Here is a 17,724-nt window from a genome sequence, read left to right on the forward strand (position 1 = left end):
ATGCGTAGGCTGTCGTTGATTGCGGCGGCGTCTTCTCTTGCCATTGCGCTGGCCGCGCCGGCCTCAGCCGGCGAACTGCTCGACCTGTCAGCGGTCGAGGGCGACGGCTTCCTGTTGGTCGATCTCGATGAAGGCGTCAGCGAGCCGGGGCTGAAGATTGTTACCGAGGATCCGAACAACGACGACTTCACCACGGCCAACCAGTTCTCGCCGCAGGGCGTCCAGAACTGCGTGATGTCGAGTGTCGCAGACGACCTTGTTTGTGACGCGCCCCGCGGGTCGGGCAAGCGCGTGAAGACAAACCTGACGGGCAAAGCGCCCCTCGATCTCGTCTTCAATGTCGGCGACAGCGGCGGCACCACCGAATACTTCAATTTCCAGAAGCTGACGAACCAGACGGGTGCGCGCCTTGTCGGCTTCCAGGTACAACTTGGCACCGGCACGGGCGGCAACTTCACGCCGGCCGAAGACGGTGCGCTTGCCGGCAAGCTGTCGTTCGACGACCTTGTCATGCTCACCAGTGCGCAGGCGACAAGCTGGCCCGGCACGACATCCGCGACTGGTCAGGATCCCTTGCAGCGGGCATTCTTCCCGGGCGGCCTCTTCGGCACGGGCGGCGCGGATGCGCCCTCGGGCTTCTTCACCGATCCACAGCGGGCGGGCTTCATCTTCGAGCAGCTCAGTTCAGACACCCTGAAGGCCGAAGACATTTTCGGCGCCTATGCGACGCTGTTCGGCAACGCGCAACTTAGCCGCAACCAAGTGCCCGACGGCCTGTTCTTCGACGATGACGGCGATCCGACCACCGAGGCGGTGCTGCAGTTCTGGAAGAGCGGCGACCAGTGGCTGGACAGCAACGGCGATCCCGTCAGCGAGTCCCAGATCCAGAGCCTGGCCGCCCAGGAGGACTACGAGATTGGCCCAATCGAGGATCTGTCGAACGCGAACGTGAACTTCTCGTTCGATGTCGGGGATCTCGGTGTGGATCAAGTGACACTGCGTTTCGTTCCGATCTTCGCGCCGATTGTGGAGGCCTCGGGAAGTGACTACCAGTTCGGCGTGGCCGCCAGCCTCGACTCCACGAACATCCCGTTCCTGGACGCCGACCCGGAGTTCGCCACAATCATCTCCGAGATCGAAAGCCTGCCCTCGCGCGCTGCGCAGCAGCAGGCTCTTGAGCGGGCGGGCACCAGCTATCTGCGCAATTTCACCGAGCTTGGCTTCGTCGTGACCCGGGCGCAGAGCGAGCACGTGCTGCAGCGCCTGCAACAGAACCGCCTGCGCCAGTTCGCGGGGCAGGGCGCGGCCTCGGACCAGATGGCGGCGTATAGCGGCGGCTACGGCGCATCCGACAGGCTGGGCGTTGCCGAGGTCGATCCCTCCCGCAACCGGCAGCTCGCATCCGCCGGCTCGCCGGACGAGTTGGCCGGCATGCTGGCCCGCGCCGACGCGGTCGATGGCTATGTCCGGCTCAACGAGAAGCTGACCGCCTATGTCACCGGCTCGGGCACGACGGGCGAGCTTGACGGCACCACCAACGGCGCGGGCGCCGACTTCAACGGCTTCGCGCTGAGTGCGGGCGCCGATTACCGGCTGAGCGAGCCTGTCCTCGTCGGTGCGGCCGTCAGCTACGGCGCCACTTACTCCGATATCGACGACGGCCGCGGCGAGTTGGACGTCGACGGCTTCACGGCCTCGATCTACGGCTCGCTGGGTGCTGGAAGCGGCGCCTACCTGGACGGCATGCTGGCCTATTCCTGGCTCAGCTACGACAACAGCCGCACCATCCGCTTCGGCAGCATCGACCGTCAGGCCGACAGCGATCCGGACGGCCGTCAGATCGGCGGTGCCGTGCGCGCTGGCTATGACTTCGTTTTCAATGACGTCGTTCTCGGCCCCAGCGCCAAGTTCCAGTATCTCGACGTCGAGGTGGACGACTACACGGAAACCGGTGCCGGCGTCCTGTCGATGGAGGTCGACGAGAACCAGGAATCCTCGCAGACGCTGTGGATTGGCGGCCATGCCAGCACGCCCATCGATATGGGCTGGGGCATACTGCGCCCCGACGCGCGGCTGCACTGGGTGAGCGAGTTCGAGAACGGCGAGCGTGCCGTGACGACGAACTTTACGGGCGGCTCGCTGGGCTTCGATACCCCTGTCGATGGGCGCGACGAGAACTACATCCGCGGCGGCCTGACCCTGACGGGCGAGTTCGACGCGGGCGGCACGGCGATGTCGGTGTCGCTGGCCTACGACGGTACATTCGGCAACGACGACCTCAGCGAGCATCGCGGCACGCTCAACGTAGCCGCACACTTCTGAGCGAGCGCCTACCTCCGGCATCCGGCGTCAAACACCCGGATGGCGGGGCGGACGGCCACCTCTATAGAGCGACGGAATACGACGGGGCGGGCGATTGCATCTTCAGTCAATCAGCCCGCCCCGAATTTTTTTGAGCGGCCTTGCCGTCGCGCAAGCTTCTGCCCGACGATTGCCCGGAGTCGCTTGATTCATGCGGCTTAGCGGCGGACGCAGTCAGGTCCGCTCCGCTTGTCCGCGAAGGGCCAATTTGCGCATCGAACACCCTTCTATCCTTCATAACACATTCCCATTCGTGATTTTTTCATATATTATTATATAACCTCGAAGTCGACGTAACTGGATTTTGGCAATCGTGTGACGGAGGCCAAGGTATGGCTGAGGAAAATGTCTTCGATGTATTTAACCAAAGTTATGTTGATCGTAAAAATACTCAAATGAGCTTGAGCGACTACCTGGAAGGGTGTCGCAACGATCCGACCATGTACGCCACCACCGCGGAGCGTATGCTGTCGGCGATCGGTGAGCCGACGGTGCTTGACACCTCGCGCGATGCACGCCTCGGACGTATTTTCCAGAATCGCACAATCAAAGTCTATCCATACTTTAGGGACTTTTATGGGATGGAGGAGACGATCGAACGGATCGTCGGCTTCCTCCGCCATGCCGCGCAGGGTTTGGAAGAGCGCAAGCAGATCCTCTACCTCCTCGGTCCGGTCGGCGGCGGCAAGTCCTCTCTTGCCGAGCGGCTGAAGGAGCTGATGGAGGAGCGGCCGATCTACGTACTCAAAGCCGGCGATCAACTAAGCCCGGTGTTCGAAAGTCCCCTGGGTCTGTTCAACCCGGCCAAGCACGGTCCCGCCCTTGAAGAGCGCTATGGCATTCCCCAGCGGCGCCTCAACGGCCTCTGTTCGGCCTGGGCGGTCAAGCGGCTCGACGAGTTCGGCGGCGACATCAGCAAGTTCGAGGTCGTACAGATCCACCCCTCGAAGTTGCGCCAGATCGGCGTTGCCAAGACAGAGCCTGGCGACGAGAACAACCAGGACATCTCCTCGCTGGTCGGCAAGGTGGATATCCGCAAGCTTGAATTCTACGGCCAGGAAGACCCGGACGCCTACTCCTACTCCGGCGGCCTGAACATCACGACCCAGGGACTGCTGGAGTTCGTCGAGATGTTCAAGGCGCCGCTGAAGATGCTGCACCCGCTGCTGACGGCGACGCAGGAGAACAACTACATGGGCTCCGAGAACATCGGGGCGCTGCCGTACCACGGCATGATCCTGGCGCATTCCAATGAGTCGGAGTGGAAGAGCTTCAAGGCCAACCGCAATAACGAGGCCTTTCTGGACCGCATCTGTGTCATCAAGGTGCCGTACTGCCTGCGCGCCAGCGAGGAAGTGAAGATCTACGAGAAGCTGATCGGCCAGTCCGAGCTGGCGGAGGCGACCTGCGCGCCGGGGACGCTCGACATGATGGCGCGCTTTTCGGTACTGACGCGTCTGAAGCCGCACGAGAATTCGTCCATCTACGCGAAGATGCGCGTCTACAACGGCGAAAGCCTGAAGGACACGGACCCGCAGGCGAAGACCGTGCAGGAATATCGCGACACGGCCGGCGTCGACGAGGGCATGACCGGGCTATCGACGCGCTTCGCCTACAAGGTGCTGTCCGAGACCTTCAACTTCGACAGCAAGGAGGTCGCGGCCGATCCGGTCCACCTGATGTACGTACTGGAAAGCGCGATCCGGCGGGAGCAGTTCCCCGAGGATACGGAAAAGCAGTACATCGAGTTCATCAAGGACGACCTGGCGCCGCGCTATGCCGAATACATCGGCAAGGAGATCCAGAAGGCATACCTGGAATCCTACGAGGACTACGGCCAGAACCTCTTCGACCGCTACATCGCCTATGCCGATGCGTGGGTCGAGAACCAGGACTTCAAGGATCCCGACACGGGCCAGCTCATGGACCGGCACATGCTGGACCAGGAGCTGTCGAAGACGGAAAAGCCGGCCGGCATCGCCAACCCGAAGGACTTCCGCAACGAGGTCGTGAAGTACGCGTTGCGTCAGCGTGCCGAGCATGGCGGACGCAATCCGCGCTGGACCTCATACGAGAAGATCCGCGAGGTGATCGAGGAGCGCATGTTCTCGCAGGTCGAGGAACTGCTGCCGGTCATCTCCTTCGGCACCAAGAAGGACAGCGAAAGCGCGCAGAAGCATCAGGCCTTCCTCGAGCGCATGGTCGCGCATGGCTACACCGAGCGTCAGGTGCGGCGCCTGGTCGAGTGGTACATGCGCGTCCAGAAGGCGGGCTGATTGGCTCCCGGCGATCAAATCGAACGGGCGGGGCGCATGCATATTATCGACAGACGGCGGAACCCTCGGGGCAAGAGCCTCGGTAACCGCCAACGCTTCATCCGGCGCGCGCGCGAGCAGATCCGGGAGGCGATCAAGAACAACCTGCGCGACCGCAGCGTCAAGGACTCCAGCTCGGGCGAGGATGTGGTCATCTCCTCGGACGGCATCCACGAGCCGCGTTTCGGCCGTGACCGGACGGCGGGACAGCACGAGCGGATCTTCCCCGGCAACAAGGAGTACCTGGAAGGTGATCGCATACCGAAGCCAAGGGGCGGCGATGGCCGGGGCAACCGGGCCAGCGAGGACGGCGAGGGCGAGGACGACTTCGCCTTCGCGTTGACGAGGGACGAGTTCCTGGACCTGTTTTTCGAGGACCTGGAACTGCCGGACCTGGTGAAGCAAAAGATCAAGGCGGAGAAGAGCCCGCAGCCCCAGCGCGCCGGCTTTTCCATTACCGGCGCCCCCAACCGTCTCAGCCTGGTGCGCACCATGCGGCGCTCGCTGGTCCGTCGCGTGGCGCTGGGCCGGCCCGGCGAGGATGTCCTCGCACAGTTGGAGCGTGAACTGGCTGGATTACGCGACGGCTCTATCGCGCCGAGCGATGGCCGCTCGGCGGAGGAGCGCATTGCCGAGGTGGAGACGGCACTGGAGCGCGCCCGGGGGAAGCGGGCGCGCATTCCCTTCATCGATCCGGTCGACCTGCGCTATCGGCGTTACGAGCAGGTGCCCAAACCGATTTCGCAGGCTGTCATGTTCTGCCTGATGGATGTCTCGGCCTCGATGGACGAGACCATGAAGGACCTGGCCAAGCGTTTCTTCATGCTGCTGCACATGTTCCTCGACCGCCGCTACGAGCATGTCGAGGTCGTGTTCATCCGCCATACCAACCACGCCCAGGAGGTGGACGAGGAGACCTTTTTCTACGGCCGCGAGACCGGCGGCACAGTGGTTTCCTCCGCGCTCCACGAAATGCTGCGCGTCGTCGCCGCGCGTTACCCGACGGCGGATTGGAACATATATGCCGCCCAGGCCAGCGACGGCGACGACGTCCTGAGCGACGTGCCGCGCTGCGCCAGCCTGCTGGAAGAGCGCGTGCTGCCGATCTGTCAGTATATGGCTTATGTCGAGATCGGCCGCGACGGCGGGCCGCCCGGCTTCAACATGCAGCGCGACAGCGATCTCTGGACCGGCTATTCACCGGTGGCGGAAACACACGACAACTTCGCCATGCGGGCCATCGGCGAGCCGCGCGACATCTACCCGGTTTTCCGCGGCCTGTTCAGCCGGGAGGGGGTGGAGGCATGAGGATGCGTACGACTTCCGGCCTGCTGTACGAGGGTGCCGACTGGAACTTCGACACGCTGCAGCGGACATACGATGCAATCGAGGAGATCGGTACCGGGGAACTGGGCCTCGACCTCTACCGCAACCAGATCGAGGTGATCACCGCCGAGCAGATGCTGGACGCCTATGCCGGCGTGGGTATGCCGGTGATGTATCGCCACTGGTCGTTCGGCAAGCGCTTCGCGCAGAACGATACGCTCTATCGCAAGGGGTTGCGTGGTCTCGCTCTGGAGATCGTCATCAACTCCAATCCCAGCATCTGCTACGTCATGGAAGAGAACACCATGACGATGCAGGCGACGGTGCTGGCCCATGCCGCCATGGGCCACAACCATTTCTTCAAATCGAACCACGCCTTTCAGTCCCGCACCGACGCGAACGCGATCCTCGACTACATCGCGTTTACCAAGCGCTATGTCGCGCGCTGCGAGGAACGCTATGGCGTCAAGGCGGTCGAGCGCGTCCTGGACGCGGCGCACGCCCTGAGCGACCAGGGCGTGGACCGCTTCGGCCGGCGGGAGCGTCCGCGGATCGGCAAGGAGCGCGAGCGCGCCATCCAGCGCCTGGAAGAGGCCCAGGCGGACTACAACGACCTCTGGCGCACACTGCCGGCGCGCAAGGCGCGGCCGGAGGTGGACCTGGACGAGGAAGCGGAGCGCCGCAGCCTCGGCCTGCCCGAGGAGAACCTGCTGTACTTCCTGGAGAAGCACGCCCCGCAACTCAAGGACTGGGAACGCGAGCTTCTGCGTATCGTGCGCAACATGGCAAGCTACTTCGAGCCGCAGCGCCAGACCAAGGTGATGAACGAGGGGTGCGCCTGCTGGTGCCACTACCAGATCATGAACCGCCTGCACCGGCAGGGGCGCATCGACGACTCGGCGATGCTGGAGTTCCTGCACCTCCATTCCAGTGTTGTCTTCCAGCCGGACTTCGACGACCGGCGCTTTTCCAGCATCAACCCCTATGCGCTGGGTTTCGCCATGATGCGCGACATCGAGCGCATCTGCACCGAGCCCACCGAGGAGGATACCGCCTGGTTCCCGGACATCGCGGGGAACGGTTGCCCGGTTGAGACGCTGCGGCGGGCATGGACGGATTTCCGGGATGAGAGCTTCATCCGGCAATACCTGTCGCCGCGCGTTATCCGCGACTTCCACCTCTTCAAGATCGATGACGACGGTGAGTCGCCGGAACTTCGGGTCGCCGCGATTCACGACGAATCGGGTTATAAGCGGATCCGCCGGTCCCTGGCGACCGCGTACGATCCGGCAACCGACCTGCCCAGGATCGAGATCGTTGATGCCGACATGCAAGGCGGCCGCACGCTGGTGCTTCAGCATACCGTGCGCGACGGCCAGGTTCTCGACGCGCTGGAGACACGACGCGTTCTGCGGCACATTGCGGCCCTGTGGGGATACCCGGTGGTCCTTTGCGAGGTGGACGCGGACGGCGACCGCGTCTTCGCGGAGCACAAGCTCGATTCCGAGGCACTGATGGCCTAGCGGCCTGATCGCGAAGCCCGTTGGACTACGATCTTCTTCCGGTTTACGGGACGCATGAGGACGTTAACGGTCCGCGTCGATCTCGATTTTCGCAGGGGCCGGGGAGAGGGGCTTACTTCCCGCGCTTGGCAGCCTGTATCATGGTTTCGAGGCGGTTGAGGAAGGCCGAGCGGTCGGATTTGCCGAAGGGCCTGGGCCCGCCCGTGACCTCGCCGGTTTCCCGCAGGGTTTGCATCAGGTCCCGGTTGGCGAGCGCCATGCCGATCCCCCTTTGGGTGTAAGGCTCGCCGGTCGGCTTGATGGCCCTGGCGCCGCGCTCCAGGCACCGTGCGGCCAGCGGAATGTCGTTGGTGATACAGATGTCCACGTCCTGGATGCGCTCGGCGATCCAATCGTCTGCGGCGTCCGCGCCCTCGGCGACGAAAACCACTTCGACGAGGGGGTTCTGGTTGGGGCGGATACCGCCGTCGCTGACGAGATAGGTCTTCAGGCCATGACGCATGGCGACGCGAACGGTCTCGTCCTTGACCGGGCAGGCGTCCGCGTCGACGTAGATTTCGACCATTCGGGCTCGCTGTCTGGATGGCTTGGCCGTTCGTAACGCCCGTGGGTTTTAAATCCGATTGCCGCCGTTGTCAGCCCTGCGGGGTATGTCTTGCCGTTGCTTGCGGTCGATGTGCGTTGCATATGAGGAAGGCGCCAATAACGCCGAGCAGCGCGCTGCCATCCTGCGCCGAAGCAACTGACGACTTCACCTCCCTGCATTGCGCCGATAAAACCGATGCGGCCGTCGAATTCCTCGACGGGCCGCCGAAGGGACAGGTGCGCATGCCGAAGTTCGCCGCCAACCTTAGTTGGATGTACACGGAGCACGAGCTTCCCGACCGCTTTCAGGCGGCGGCCGAGGCGGGATTCCCCGCCGTCGAGATGCAGCTTCCCTACGACCATGCGCCGGAAGAGTTGGCCCGGCGGCTCCGGGCGGCGGGCCTGAAGATGGTGATGTTCAACGCCCCACCGGGCGACATGGCGGCCGGCGAGTATGGCCTCTCGGGCCTGCCGGGGCATGAGGGGGAGTTCCGCGAGAGTGTCGGGCGGGCACTGGAATACGCCGAGGCGCTGGGCGCGCAAGCGATCCACGTCTTGGCCGGGATCGTGCCGGCGGGCGAGACGCGGTCGCGGTGCCTTGGCACCTACCTCGATAATCTCGCCTGGGCGGCCGAGACATGTGCCAAGGCGGGTGTGGGGGTCCTGATCGAGCCGATCAACACTTTCGAGCGGCCCGGTTATCTGACGACGAGGACGGAGGAGGGGCGGGACGCGGTCGAGAAGGTCGGGCACCCCAATGTCGCCATCCAGTACGATTTCCACAACGCGCAGCTTATGGAAGGCAACCTGACCCGGACACTGAAGGCGCATATCGGGCGGATCGGCCACATGCAGATCGCGGGCGTGCCCGACCGCACGCCGCCGGACGAGGGAGAAATGAACTATCCTTATCTCTTCCGTCTCGTGGACGAGCTTGGCTACGACGGCTGGATCGGTTGCGAATACCGGCCGCGCGGGCGAACGCCCGACAGTCTGGGCTGGGCCGCGCCATACGGGATCGGATAGCCCCGAAATGCCGCGGGCGGGCTGGCGTCACCCGCATGGCGCGGTGCCGCGCAGGCAGGCGATCATGGCATCGACGGCCTGGATCTGCTTGGCGGACTTGCGGAAATAGCCGTCGCCGCTGTAGCCCCACCAGTCCCAGCACCCGCGTGGGTTCTTGTCCAGGGCACTTGCGTCTCCCCATGCGGTCGCCTGCGGATAGAGCACGACGATGCCGTAGGCTTCCGCCCATTCGTTGTAACCGCCGTCCTCATGAAAGAACAGCAGCGGGCAATTCCCGCCATTCTCGCAGGCTTGGCGGACCGCGGCTTCGTGCTGGCGACAGCCGTGGAAAGCGATATGCAGCGGGCAGGGGACCCCATCCCGGCAGGCGTCCGGGACGTAGATGTGGCCCTGCGTGTTCAGGCTGACGCTGTCATCCCCGGCGTCGAAGAACGGCCGCTGGTCGAACGCTCGCAGCGAGCCGCCGTCCCATGCGCCATAAGCGGGCTTTCCCGGCGGCCCGCCGGCTGGCCCCTTGAGGTCGTGAATGAAGGCGAGCAGTTGGCCGGCCGCGTCGAAGCCGCAGTCGTTGATGAACGGCGGCCCGTATTCCAGGCAGCGGTCGGCTTCGCCGGGAATATCCACGACCATGCCGTGCTCGACGGTCCAGCCGTCCTCGTAGGCGAGTAGTGACGGCGGGTTGTCGACTTCGTCCTGGCTGTAAAGCTCCAGGTAGAAGTCGCGCAGATCGTCGGTGATTTCCTGCCGCATCAGGCTGTCCTCCAGGCCGGAGAACAGCCACACGCGGTCGCCCTTCAGGCCGCTCAACGGATCGATGCGCCCGGCCAAGGCCTCGTCGACGGCGGTGTCCAGCGCGTCCCGATGGTCGGGCGGCCCGAAATAGGCGCCCATCAACCCGTATTCCAGTCGCGCCGCCGCCGTACACATATGGATCGCCTGACAACTGTCGTGCGGCATCCAGAACCCCGGCCAACCGGGCGCGAAATCGCACCAGAAACTGGTGGTCCGCGCGCAGGCATAGGGGCCGCCCGCGATAATCCCGGCACCGATCAGCTTGGTCGAATGCGCCAAATGGTATTGCCCGGCCATATAGCCGCCGGAGGAGACGCCGGACACCGATATCGCGCCGCCATCCACGGAAACGCCCAGGTCGTCGCGAATATCCCGCAGCGTCTCCTGCGCACGTGCCGCGCCGGGCAGGGCATTCAACAGGAGAAGCAGCACCGTGCAAGCCACGTAAAGCTGTCGCATCGCTCTTCCCTTGGCGGTCGAGGGGCGGGGAATTATCGCAATCGCGCCACTTCCGGATAACGCCTGGGGTTGGCTTCCGGCTGCAAGCGTGATGGCGTCGAATGGGAAGAGATCGTAACGAAACGAAAAGGCCCTCACCGGCGCGGGGCCGAGGGGCTTTTGTCGTAAGGACGGTGTAATTTAAATTGAAAAAACAATGACTTAGCGCTAGTGCTTATCAGGGGACTCCTGACGCAGCCACGCAACGGTGTCGTGCAGCGTTTCCGCGAGCGGGCGAGGGGCGAGACCCAGTTCGTCGCGTGCCTTGCTGTTGTCAAACGGGTGTTGGCGACAGGCAATGTCGACGCCGTCGCGCGGCGCCGTCGGCGGGCGATGCGTGATCCGGTCGGCGACGGCCTCGTCAACCCGCGCAAAGGCGCGGGCCAGGGTGCGCGGCACCCGTCGATGCGGCATCGCCCGGTCCGCCAGGGGTGTCAGTTCGGCCAACAGCGCGCTCATGGTGCGGTTGTGCCCTGAAAGCAGGTAGCGTTCGCCGAGCCGCCCGCGTTCGGCGGCGAGGACATGCCCCTCGGCAGCGTCGCGGGCATCGACGATGTTCAGCATCACCTCGGCATAGGCAGGCGTGCGACCCGCCAGCAGGTCCGCGATCATCCGCGTCGGCGGCGTCCGCGAGACATCGCCGGGGCCCACCGGCATCGTCGGGATGACCGAGCAGGCGGGCAGGTCCTCCCCGGCGGCGGCCAGCACTGCCAGCTCAGCCGCGCGCTTGCTGCGGGCATAGGGGCCGATCACCTGATGCACGCCAAGCTCCACCGTCTCGTCCAGGCGCGGCGGCACCGGCACCCCCTTTTGCGGCACCAGCACGACCTCCGAGGATGTATAAACGAAGGCCCGCAGCGATGGGCACGCCCGCGCCGCCGCCAGCACCGTTTCCGTGCCGCCGCGGTTGACGCGGTCAAACACGGTCTTGTCACGGGCCCAGAGTTCGGGAATCGCGGCCAGATGGAAGACCCGCTCCACACCCTGCATTGCCCGCGCGACCGTTCCCGCGTCGGTGATCTGCCCGACCACGCACTGGACCTCGCCCGGCAGATCGGACGCGTGGCGTATGTCGAGGACCCGCACGCCCCGGCCCCGCGCCAGCAGAGCATGGACCACGTGCCGCCCGAGGAAGCCGGCGCCGCCGGTGACGAGATCGATCAACTTCCGGCTCCCTCGCGGTTCGCGACGGGCCGAGCATAACCCCAGTGTTCGAGCTGCCGGCCCCAGTGGTGCTCCACGATCTCCGCGACCTCGGGCGGCACGCTTCGGGTCTGCTTGCGGTAGCCCGAAACGCTGTCCAGGTGGCGCTTCGCGGCGGAGACAAGGCCCTCCGGGTCGGCGAGGCCCAAGCGGTCGGCGATGGCCGCGACGGTGCCAAGCGGATCGGCTTCCAGCGTCTCGAAGCGGACTTCGATGAAACGGTCGGAGGCAAGCTCGCAGCTGTCGGATACGAGCGCATCCATCATCCGCGGATAGCTTTCCAGGATCACCGCCTCGACCTCCGCCGGGTCCCAGTCCTGCAGGGCGACCATGTCCAGCAGCGCGGCGAACATTCGCTGCGTCGACTGGTATACGTGGTAGGGATTGCGCACGATATGAACGAAACGGGCGTCCGGCCAGACCGCCCGCAACTGCCGGATCTTCGCCGTATGCGCCGGGTTCTTGATCAGCACCTGCCGGCCACCGGCGTTCAGCGAGACTTTCTCCGTGAACAGCCGCAGCGCACGTTGCCAGCCGGCGACCTCCGCCGGCGTGCAGCCGTCGAAGAACAGGCCGCGCCGCATCTGCTCCCTGAATCGCCGGGGGAAATAGACGCCGTGGTAATAGGAAGGCCGCGTCATCGACGCCAGCGCGATCTCGTCCTCCTGCGGGGCGTTCGGCGTGACCGTCATCGCGTCGATGCCCCGCTCGTCCGGGATCGCCCTGTGCAGCAGCGGACGAAGCGCCCGTCCCAGCAACAGGAAATCCCACGGCATCCCCGTTGGCACCGGCGCCGCGTAGGTCAGGCCGGGCGCCCCGCTCAACAGGTTGAAAAGATGCGTGGTGCCGGAACGCCAGTGACCCAGGATGAAAATCGGGGCCGGCATCTGCGCACGCGCCTCTGCGCGCACCTCGACGTACGCCCGTTCCAGCCCTGTCGAGGGCAGGCGTAGCAGGGCGGACGCCACCATGCCGGACAACGCGGGAAGGAACTTCGCGCGCGGTGAGCCGTTTTGCATGAGGACCCGGAAGAGTGTGGCTGGGTCGGCGCCGGTCAATGGATGAATGGGGCGCGTCATACGGCTCTCATCCTGTCCTTGCGTCCTCTTGCCGGGAGCACGCGGGGCATCCGACGTTCTGGTCGCACGAGCGCGGACGGCTGTCGAGTTTTCACGACGATGTCATTGGCTTGCGTGATGCACATATCGTTAGGGTCGAATATAAAACCGGCGCCCGTACGGACGGCAAGAGAAAGGGTTGTTCGCCGATGAGCAACGAGATCCAGGCCGGCTCCGCCTTGAAGAACGGGTCGCTTCGCGTCCTGCTGGCCAAGCCGCGCGGCTTCTGCGCGGGTGTCGAGCGGGCCATCGACATCGTCGAGCGGGCGCTGCGGGTGTACGGCCCGCCGGTGTATGTACGTCACGAGATCGTACACAATCAGCGGGTGGTGGAGAGCCTGCGGGCCAAGGGTGCGCGCTTCGTGCAGGAAGTGAACGAGGTGCCGGCGGGGGCTGTCACCGTCTTTTCCGCCCATGGCGTGGCCCGCAAGGTCGAGACGGATGCCGCCGCCGGCGGGCTGAAGGTCATCGACGCGACCTGTCCGCTTGTCGCCAAGGTGCACAAGGAAGGGCAGCGCTACGCCGGTCAGGGCTGCGAGGTCGTGCTGATCGGCCACCGCGGTCATCCCGAGGTGGAAGGCACGCTGGGTCGCGTGTCCGGGCCGGTGCATCTGGTGAGCACGGTGGCGGAGGCCGAGGCCTTGCTCCCGACGGATGGCGGACGGCTGGCCTATGTCACGCAGACCACGCTCAGCGTGGACGACACTCGCGACATCATCGCCGTGCTGCGGCGCCGTTTTCCGGCGATCCAGGGGCCGGACGTGCGGGACATCTGCTATGCGACGCAAAACCGGCAGACCGCGGTCCGCGCGCTCGCCAGCGAAAGCGATGTGGTGCTTGTCGTGGGGGCACCGAACAGTTCCAATTCCAACCGGTTGCGGGAAATCGCCGAGGTCTGCGGCCGTCCCGCCTACTTGGTGCCGGACGCCGGCGGCCTCAATCCCGAGTGGCTGGGCGGCGCCGGGACCGTGGGTATCACCGCCGGTGCCTCGGCCCCGGAACAGCTGGTTCAGGAGTTGATCGCCGCGATTGCCGCGCGTTACCACGTATCCCTCGAAACGCTGCCTGGCGTCGAGGAGCATGTGCGGTTCCGCATGCCGGCAGACCTGGCCCATCCGGTTTGACGCCCGCGACAACGCGCCAGATTAACGCCAGGCAGATCAGTCAGGAGGCATCGTGTCCGTCCCGCTTCGCCAACAGATCCGAGTCGGCGCTTACATCGTGAAGCAGCGCGTGCGTGGGCGGAAGCGCTATCCGCTGGTGCTGATGCTCGAGCCGCTGTTCCGCTGCAACCTGGCCTGCCCCGGTTGCGGCAAGATCGATTACCCGCAGCCGATTCTCAATCGGCGCCTGTCGGTGCGGGAATGCATCGACGCCGCCGAGGAATGCGGCGCGCCCGTGGTTTCCATTCCCGGCGGCGAGCCCTTGATCCACAAGGAGATCGACCAGGTCGTCCACGAGCTGACGAAACGCAGGTTCTTCGTCTACCTGTGCACGAACGCGCTGCTGCTGCGCAAGAAACTGCACCTATTCCAGCCGAACCCTTACCTGACATTCTCGGTCCATCTCGACGGCCTGAAGGACGAGCACGACCAGGCCGTGGCCCAGGAGGGCGTGTTCGAAACCGCCGTCACCGCGATCAAGGAGGCGCGCGAAAAAGGTTTCCGCGTCACGGTGAACACCACGCTGTTCGACAACGCCACCGCCGGCCGCGTCGCGGATTTCCTGGATTACGTGAACGAGCTCGGCGTCGAGGGGGTCACCATCTCGCCGGGCTACGCCTACGAGCGCGCGCCCGATCAGGAGCATTTCCTGAACCGCGCGCAGACCAAGCAACTCTTCCGCGACATCTTCAAACGCGGTAAAGGTCGGAAATGGGAGTTCGCGCAGTCCAGCCTGTTCCTGGATTTTCTCGCCGGAAACCAGGACTACCGCTGTACGCCTTGGAGCAATCCGACGCGCAATATCTTCGGCTGGCAGCGGCCGTGTTATCTGCTGAACGAAGGCTATGCCGGTTCGTTCGACGAGCTGATGGGCGAAACCCAGTGGTCGGCCTATGGCACCGGGAACTACGAGAAGTGCGCCAACTGCATGGTCCACTGTGGCTACGAAGGCACGGCGGTGGAGGATGCGGTGCGCAACCCGCTGAAGGCGTTGTGGGTCCGTTTGCGCGGCGTGCGCACGACAGGACCGATGGTGCCGGAAATCCCCCTCGACAATCAGCGGCGGGCGGAATACCCCTTCGAGGAAATCGTTACCGAGTTCACGCCCTCGAACGATATCGACCGAACATCGACGCGCCAGACCCGGCCGGATACCACCGTGCAGGACGGGCCGGACGCGCGCCGAGCCGGCTGACGGGCCGCGTGTAACCAGCGAGGAGCATATGGCATCGCAAACAAAAACCCCGCTGCTGGACCGAGTCGAGACACCCGCCGACCTGCGGCGACTGAAGGAGGGAGATCTTCGGCAACTGGCCGACGAGCTTCGCGCGGAGATGATCGACGCCGTCTCGGTCACGGGCGGGCATCTTGGCGCCGGTCTCGGCGTGGTCGAGTTGACGGTGGCGCTGCACTATATCTTCGAGACGCCCGACGATAAGCTGATCTGGGACGTTAGCCATCAGTGCTACCCGCACAAGATCCTCACTGGACGGCGCGACCGGATCCGCACCTTGCGCCAGGGCGGCGGGCTGTCCGGTTTCACCAGCCGCAAGGAAAGCGAATACGACCCCTTCGGCGCGGCGCACTCCTCCACCTCGATCTCGGCGGGGCTCGGCTATGCCGTGGCCCGTGATCTCGCGGGGCGACGCAATCACGTCATCAGCGTGATCGGCGACGGCGCCATGTCGGCGGGCATGGCCTACGAGGCGATGAACAACGCGGGCGCCATGCACTCGCGGCTGATCGTCATCCTGAACGACAACGACATGTCGATCGCCCCGGCGGTCGGCGCGATGAGCGCGTACCTCTCGCGCACGATCTCCTCGCGGCCCTACCGCTCGGTGCGCCACGTGGCGCGGGAGCTGTCGCGGCAGTTCCCCAAGCCTTTCCAGCTTGCCGCCCGGCGGGCGGAAGAGTACGCGCGCGGCCTGCTGACCGGGGGCACGCTGTTCGAGGAGCTGGGCTTCTACTACGTGGGTCCGATCGACGGCCACAACCTGGAGCATCTGCTGCCGGTGCTGAAGAACGTCCGCGACGCCGAGGGCGATGGGCCCATCCTGATCCACTGCGTCACGCAGAAGGGCAAGGGCTACAAGCCGGCCGAGGGTGCGGCGGACAAGTATCATGGCGTCGCCAAGTTCGACGTCGTCACCGGCAAGCAAAGCAAGCCGACGCCGAAAGCACCCAGCTATACCAGCGTCTTCGCCGACAGTCTTATCAAAGAGGCCGAAGAAGACGACAGGATCGTCGCGGTGACGGCGGCGATGCCCGGCGGCACCGGCATCGACAAATTCAAGGACCGCTTTCCAGCCCGCGCCTTCGACGTCGGCATCGCCGAGCAGCATGCCGTCACCTTCTGCGGCGGTCTGGCCTGCGACGGCTACAAGCCCTTCGCGACGATCTACTCGACGTTCCTGCAGCGCGCCTACGACCAGGTCGTCCACGATATCGCCATCCAGAGCCTGCCGGTGCGCTTCGCCATCGACCGCGCGGGGATGGTCGGCGCTGACGGCGTGACGCACCAGGGATCCTACGACATCGCTTATCTTGGCACGCTGCCGGGTTTCGTCCTGATGGCGGCGGCGGACGAGGCCGAGCTTGTGCACATGGTCGCGACCGCCGCGCGGATCGACGACCGACCCAGCGCCTTCCGCTATCCGCGGGGCGAGGGGCTTGGCGTCGAGATGCCGGAACGCGGGACGCCGCTGGAGATCGGCAAGGGGCGGATCGTGCGCGAAGGCACCAAGGTGGCGATCCTGTCCTACGGCGCCCGTCTGGGCGAGGCGGTGAAGGCGGCGGACGACCTCGCCGCGCGTGGCCTGTCGACGACGGTTGCCGATGCCCGCTTCGCCAAGCCGCTGGACGAGGAGCTGGTGCGCCGGCTGGCGCGGGAGCACGAGGTCCTGATTACGCTGGAGGAAGGTGCCGTCGGCGGTTTCGCCGCCTATGTGCTACAGCATCTGGCAACCACGGGGATGCTTGACGCCGGCCTGAAACTGCGGCCGATGACGCTGCCCGACCGCTTCATCGATCATGGCAAGCCCTATGACCAATATGAGGAAGCGGGCTTGAACGCGCGGCACATCGTGGCGCAGGCGCTGCAGGCGCTAGGCTACAACGATGACGTGGTATCCTCGGTCAGCGCCTGAGGCGGGGAGACGCCAGGGGCTATTCGCCCGCCGCGCCCGCTTTGAGGCTGGCGATCTTGCTCTTGAGTCGCTTTATCAAAGCCGGGAAACCGTCGCGCTCGATGATGCTGGTGTACTCGGCGCGCTTGGCCGCCACCTCGGAGTATTTGCCGGCAAGGTAGACGTCCACCACCCGCCAGCTGTTGTCGAACTGTCGCACAAGGTAATCGATGGATACGCTGTCGCCGGCCGGCTTCACGATTCGGGTGGGAACCAGCTTGGTGCCGCGCGGGCCGTCACGGGGGGCGAGAACCTCGAAGCTTTGTCCGGAATACCCGTCGAAGCGGGCGGCGAAAGTGGCCGTGCTCATGCGGCCGAACTGCTCCACGAAGCTCTGCTGCTCCGCCTCGCTCAATTCGCGCCAGTGGCGGCCGGCCGAGAGCCGGGCCATAAGCTCGAAGTTGAAGACGTCGGGCATCACTTCTGAAAGCTTATCGAGGCGGCCTTCGAAGCCCAGCGTGTCGGCGTTCTTCATCGCCTCCAAAAGAGTTGCCGTCAGCCGTTCCACCGGCGCGGAGGGTGACGTCTGGGCATCCTGCGCGCGGACTGGGTCGGTGGTCGACGCAAGTGCGAGGGCGAGGGCAAGGGCGAGGGCGATCGGCAATCGGACGTTGAAATCGAGCATC

Annotated in this window: 13 protein-coding genes; 8 read left to right on the plus strand and 5 right to left on the minus strand. The window is 65.0% G+C overall.

Annotation, left to right across the window (positions count from 1 at the left end; translation table 11 throughout):
* The 4 genes from DRB17_RS00580 (at nucleotide 1) to DRB17_RS00595 (ending at nucleotide 7,525) form a co-directional block, all read left to right on the plus strand.
* On the plus strand, nucleotides 1–2,322 hold the full coding sequence (locus DRB17_RS00580) for a choice-of-anchor F family protein (RefSeq protein WP_114580225.1): 2,322 nt from the start codon (nucleotides 1–3) through the stop codon (nucleotides 2,320–2,322).
* Between the two features lie 371 nt (nucleotides 2,323–2,693).
* Nucleotides 2,694–4,637 carry a PrkA family serine protein kinase gene (locus DRB17_RS00585; protein WP_114580226.1) on the plus strand — a complete coding sequence of 648 codons (1,944 nt, stop codon included), beginning with the start codon at nucleotides 2,694–2,696 and terminating at the stop codon, nucleotides 4,635–4,637.
* A 36-nt stretch (nucleotides 4,638–4,673) separates the two neighbouring features.
* Nucleotides 4,674–5,984 (plus strand): YeaH/YhbH family protein, encoded by a 1,311-nt coding sequence (locus DRB17_RS00590; protein ID WP_114580227.1) that lies wholly within the window; start codon nucleotides 4,674–4,676, stop codon nucleotides 5,982–5,984.
* A 2-nt stretch (nucleotides 5,985–5,986) separates the two neighbouring features.
* Nucleotides 5,987–7,525 (plus strand): SpoVR family protein, encoded by a 1,539-nt coding sequence (locus DRB17_RS00595; RefSeq protein ID WP_114580228.1) that lies wholly within the window; start codon nucleotides 5,987–5,989, stop codon nucleotides 7,523–7,525.
* Between the two features lie 112 nt (nucleotides 7,526–7,637).
* On the opposite strand, the gene DRB17_RS00600 is transcribed toward DRB17_RS00595, so the two are convergent.
* The gene (locus DRB17_RS00600) at nucleotides 7,638–8,090 is read right to left on the minus strand and encodes a YaiI/YqxD family protein (protein WP_114580229.1); all 453 of its coding nucleotides are present in this window, start codon (nucleotides 8,088–8,090) and stop codon (nucleotides 7,638–7,640) included.
* Between the two features lie 263 nt (nucleotides 8,091–8,353).
* On the opposite strand from DRB17_RS00600, the gene otnI reads away from it, so the two are divergent.
* Nucleotides 8,354–9,136 carry a 2-oxo-tetronate isomerase gene (gene otnI / locus DRB17_RS00605; protein WP_114580450.1) on the plus strand — a complete coding sequence of 261 codons (783 nt, stop codon included), beginning with the start codon at nucleotides 8,354–8,356 and terminating at the stop codon, nucleotides 9,134–9,136.
* A 27-nt stretch (nucleotides 9,137–9,163) separates the two neighbouring features.
* Here otnI and DRB17_RS00610 read toward each other — a convergent pair whose 3' ends face one another.
* The 3 genes from DRB17_RS00610 to DRB17_RS00620 all read right to left on the minus strand — a co-directional run bounded on the left by DRB17_RS00610 (nucleotide 9,164) and on the right by DRB17_RS00620 (nucleotide 12,708).
* Nucleotides 9,164–10,387 (minus strand): alpha/beta hydrolase family protein, encoded by a 1,224-nt coding sequence (locus DRB17_RS00610; protein ID WP_114580230.1) that lies wholly within the window; start codon nucleotides 10,385–10,387, stop codon nucleotides 9,164–9,166.
* A gap of 207 nt (nucleotides 10,388–10,594) precedes the next feature.
* Complete coding sequence (locus tag DRB17_RS00615) at nucleotides 10,595–11,590, minus strand: NAD-dependent epimerase/dehydratase family protein (protein WP_161958653.1); 996 nt, start codon at nucleotides 11,588–11,590, stop codon at nucleotides 10,595–10,597.
* Nucleotides 11,587–12,708, minus strand: a complete 1,122-nt coding sequence (locus tag DRB17_RS00620) for a sulfotransferase family protein (RefSeq protein ID WP_114580231.1) — start codon at nucleotides 12,706–12,708, stop codon at nucleotides 11,587–11,589. The genes DRB17_RS00615 and DRB17_RS00620 overlap by 4 nt, the downstream gene beginning before the upstream one ends.
* Before the next feature lie 188 nt (nucleotides 12,709–12,896).
* Between DRB17_RS00620 and ispH the strand changes: the two genes are divergently transcribed.
* The 3 genes from ispH to dxs are packed head-to-tail and all read left to right on the plus strand — an operon-like array spanning nucleotide 12,897 to nucleotide 17,059.
* Nucleotides 12,897–13,871, plus strand: a complete 975-nt coding sequence (gene ispH / locus DRB17_RS00625) for a 4-hydroxy-3-methylbut-2-enyl diphosphate reductase (RefSeq protein WP_114580232.1) — start codon at nucleotides 12,897–12,899, stop codon at nucleotides 13,869–13,871.
* Nucleotides 13,872–13,923: 52 nt separating this feature from the next.
* Nucleotides 13,924–15,105 carry an adenosyl-hopene transferase HpnH gene (gene hpnH / locus DRB17_RS00630; protein WP_114580233.1) on the plus strand — a complete coding sequence of 394 codons (1,182 nt, stop codon included), beginning with the start codon at nucleotides 13,924–13,926 and terminating at the stop codon, nucleotides 15,103–15,105.
* A 28-nt stretch (nucleotides 15,106–15,133) separates the two neighbouring features.
* Nucleotides 15,134–17,059, plus strand: coding sequence for a 1-deoxy-D-xylulose-5-phosphate synthase (gene dxs / locus DRB17_RS00635; protein WP_114580234.1), 1,926 nt, complete (start codon nucleotides 15,134–15,136; stop codon nucleotides 17,057–17,059).
* A gap of 19 nt (nucleotides 17,060–17,078) precedes the next feature.
* On the opposite strand, the gene DRB17_RS00640 is transcribed toward dxs, so the two are convergent.
* A complete protein-coding gene (locus DRB17_RS00640) occupies nucleotides 17,079–17,723 on the minus strand; it encodes an ABC transporter substrate-binding protein (RefSeq protein WP_114580235.1) in 645 nt (214 codons plus the stop codon).
* Nucleotide 17,724 lies beyond the last annotated feature (1 nt).

Origin of the sequence: Ferruginivarius sediminum (genome assembly GCF_003344765.1) — a bacterium.
Lineage (GTDB): Bacteria > Pseudomonadota > Alphaproteobacteria > Kiloniellales > Rhodovibrionaceae > Ferruginivarius > Ferruginivarius sediminum.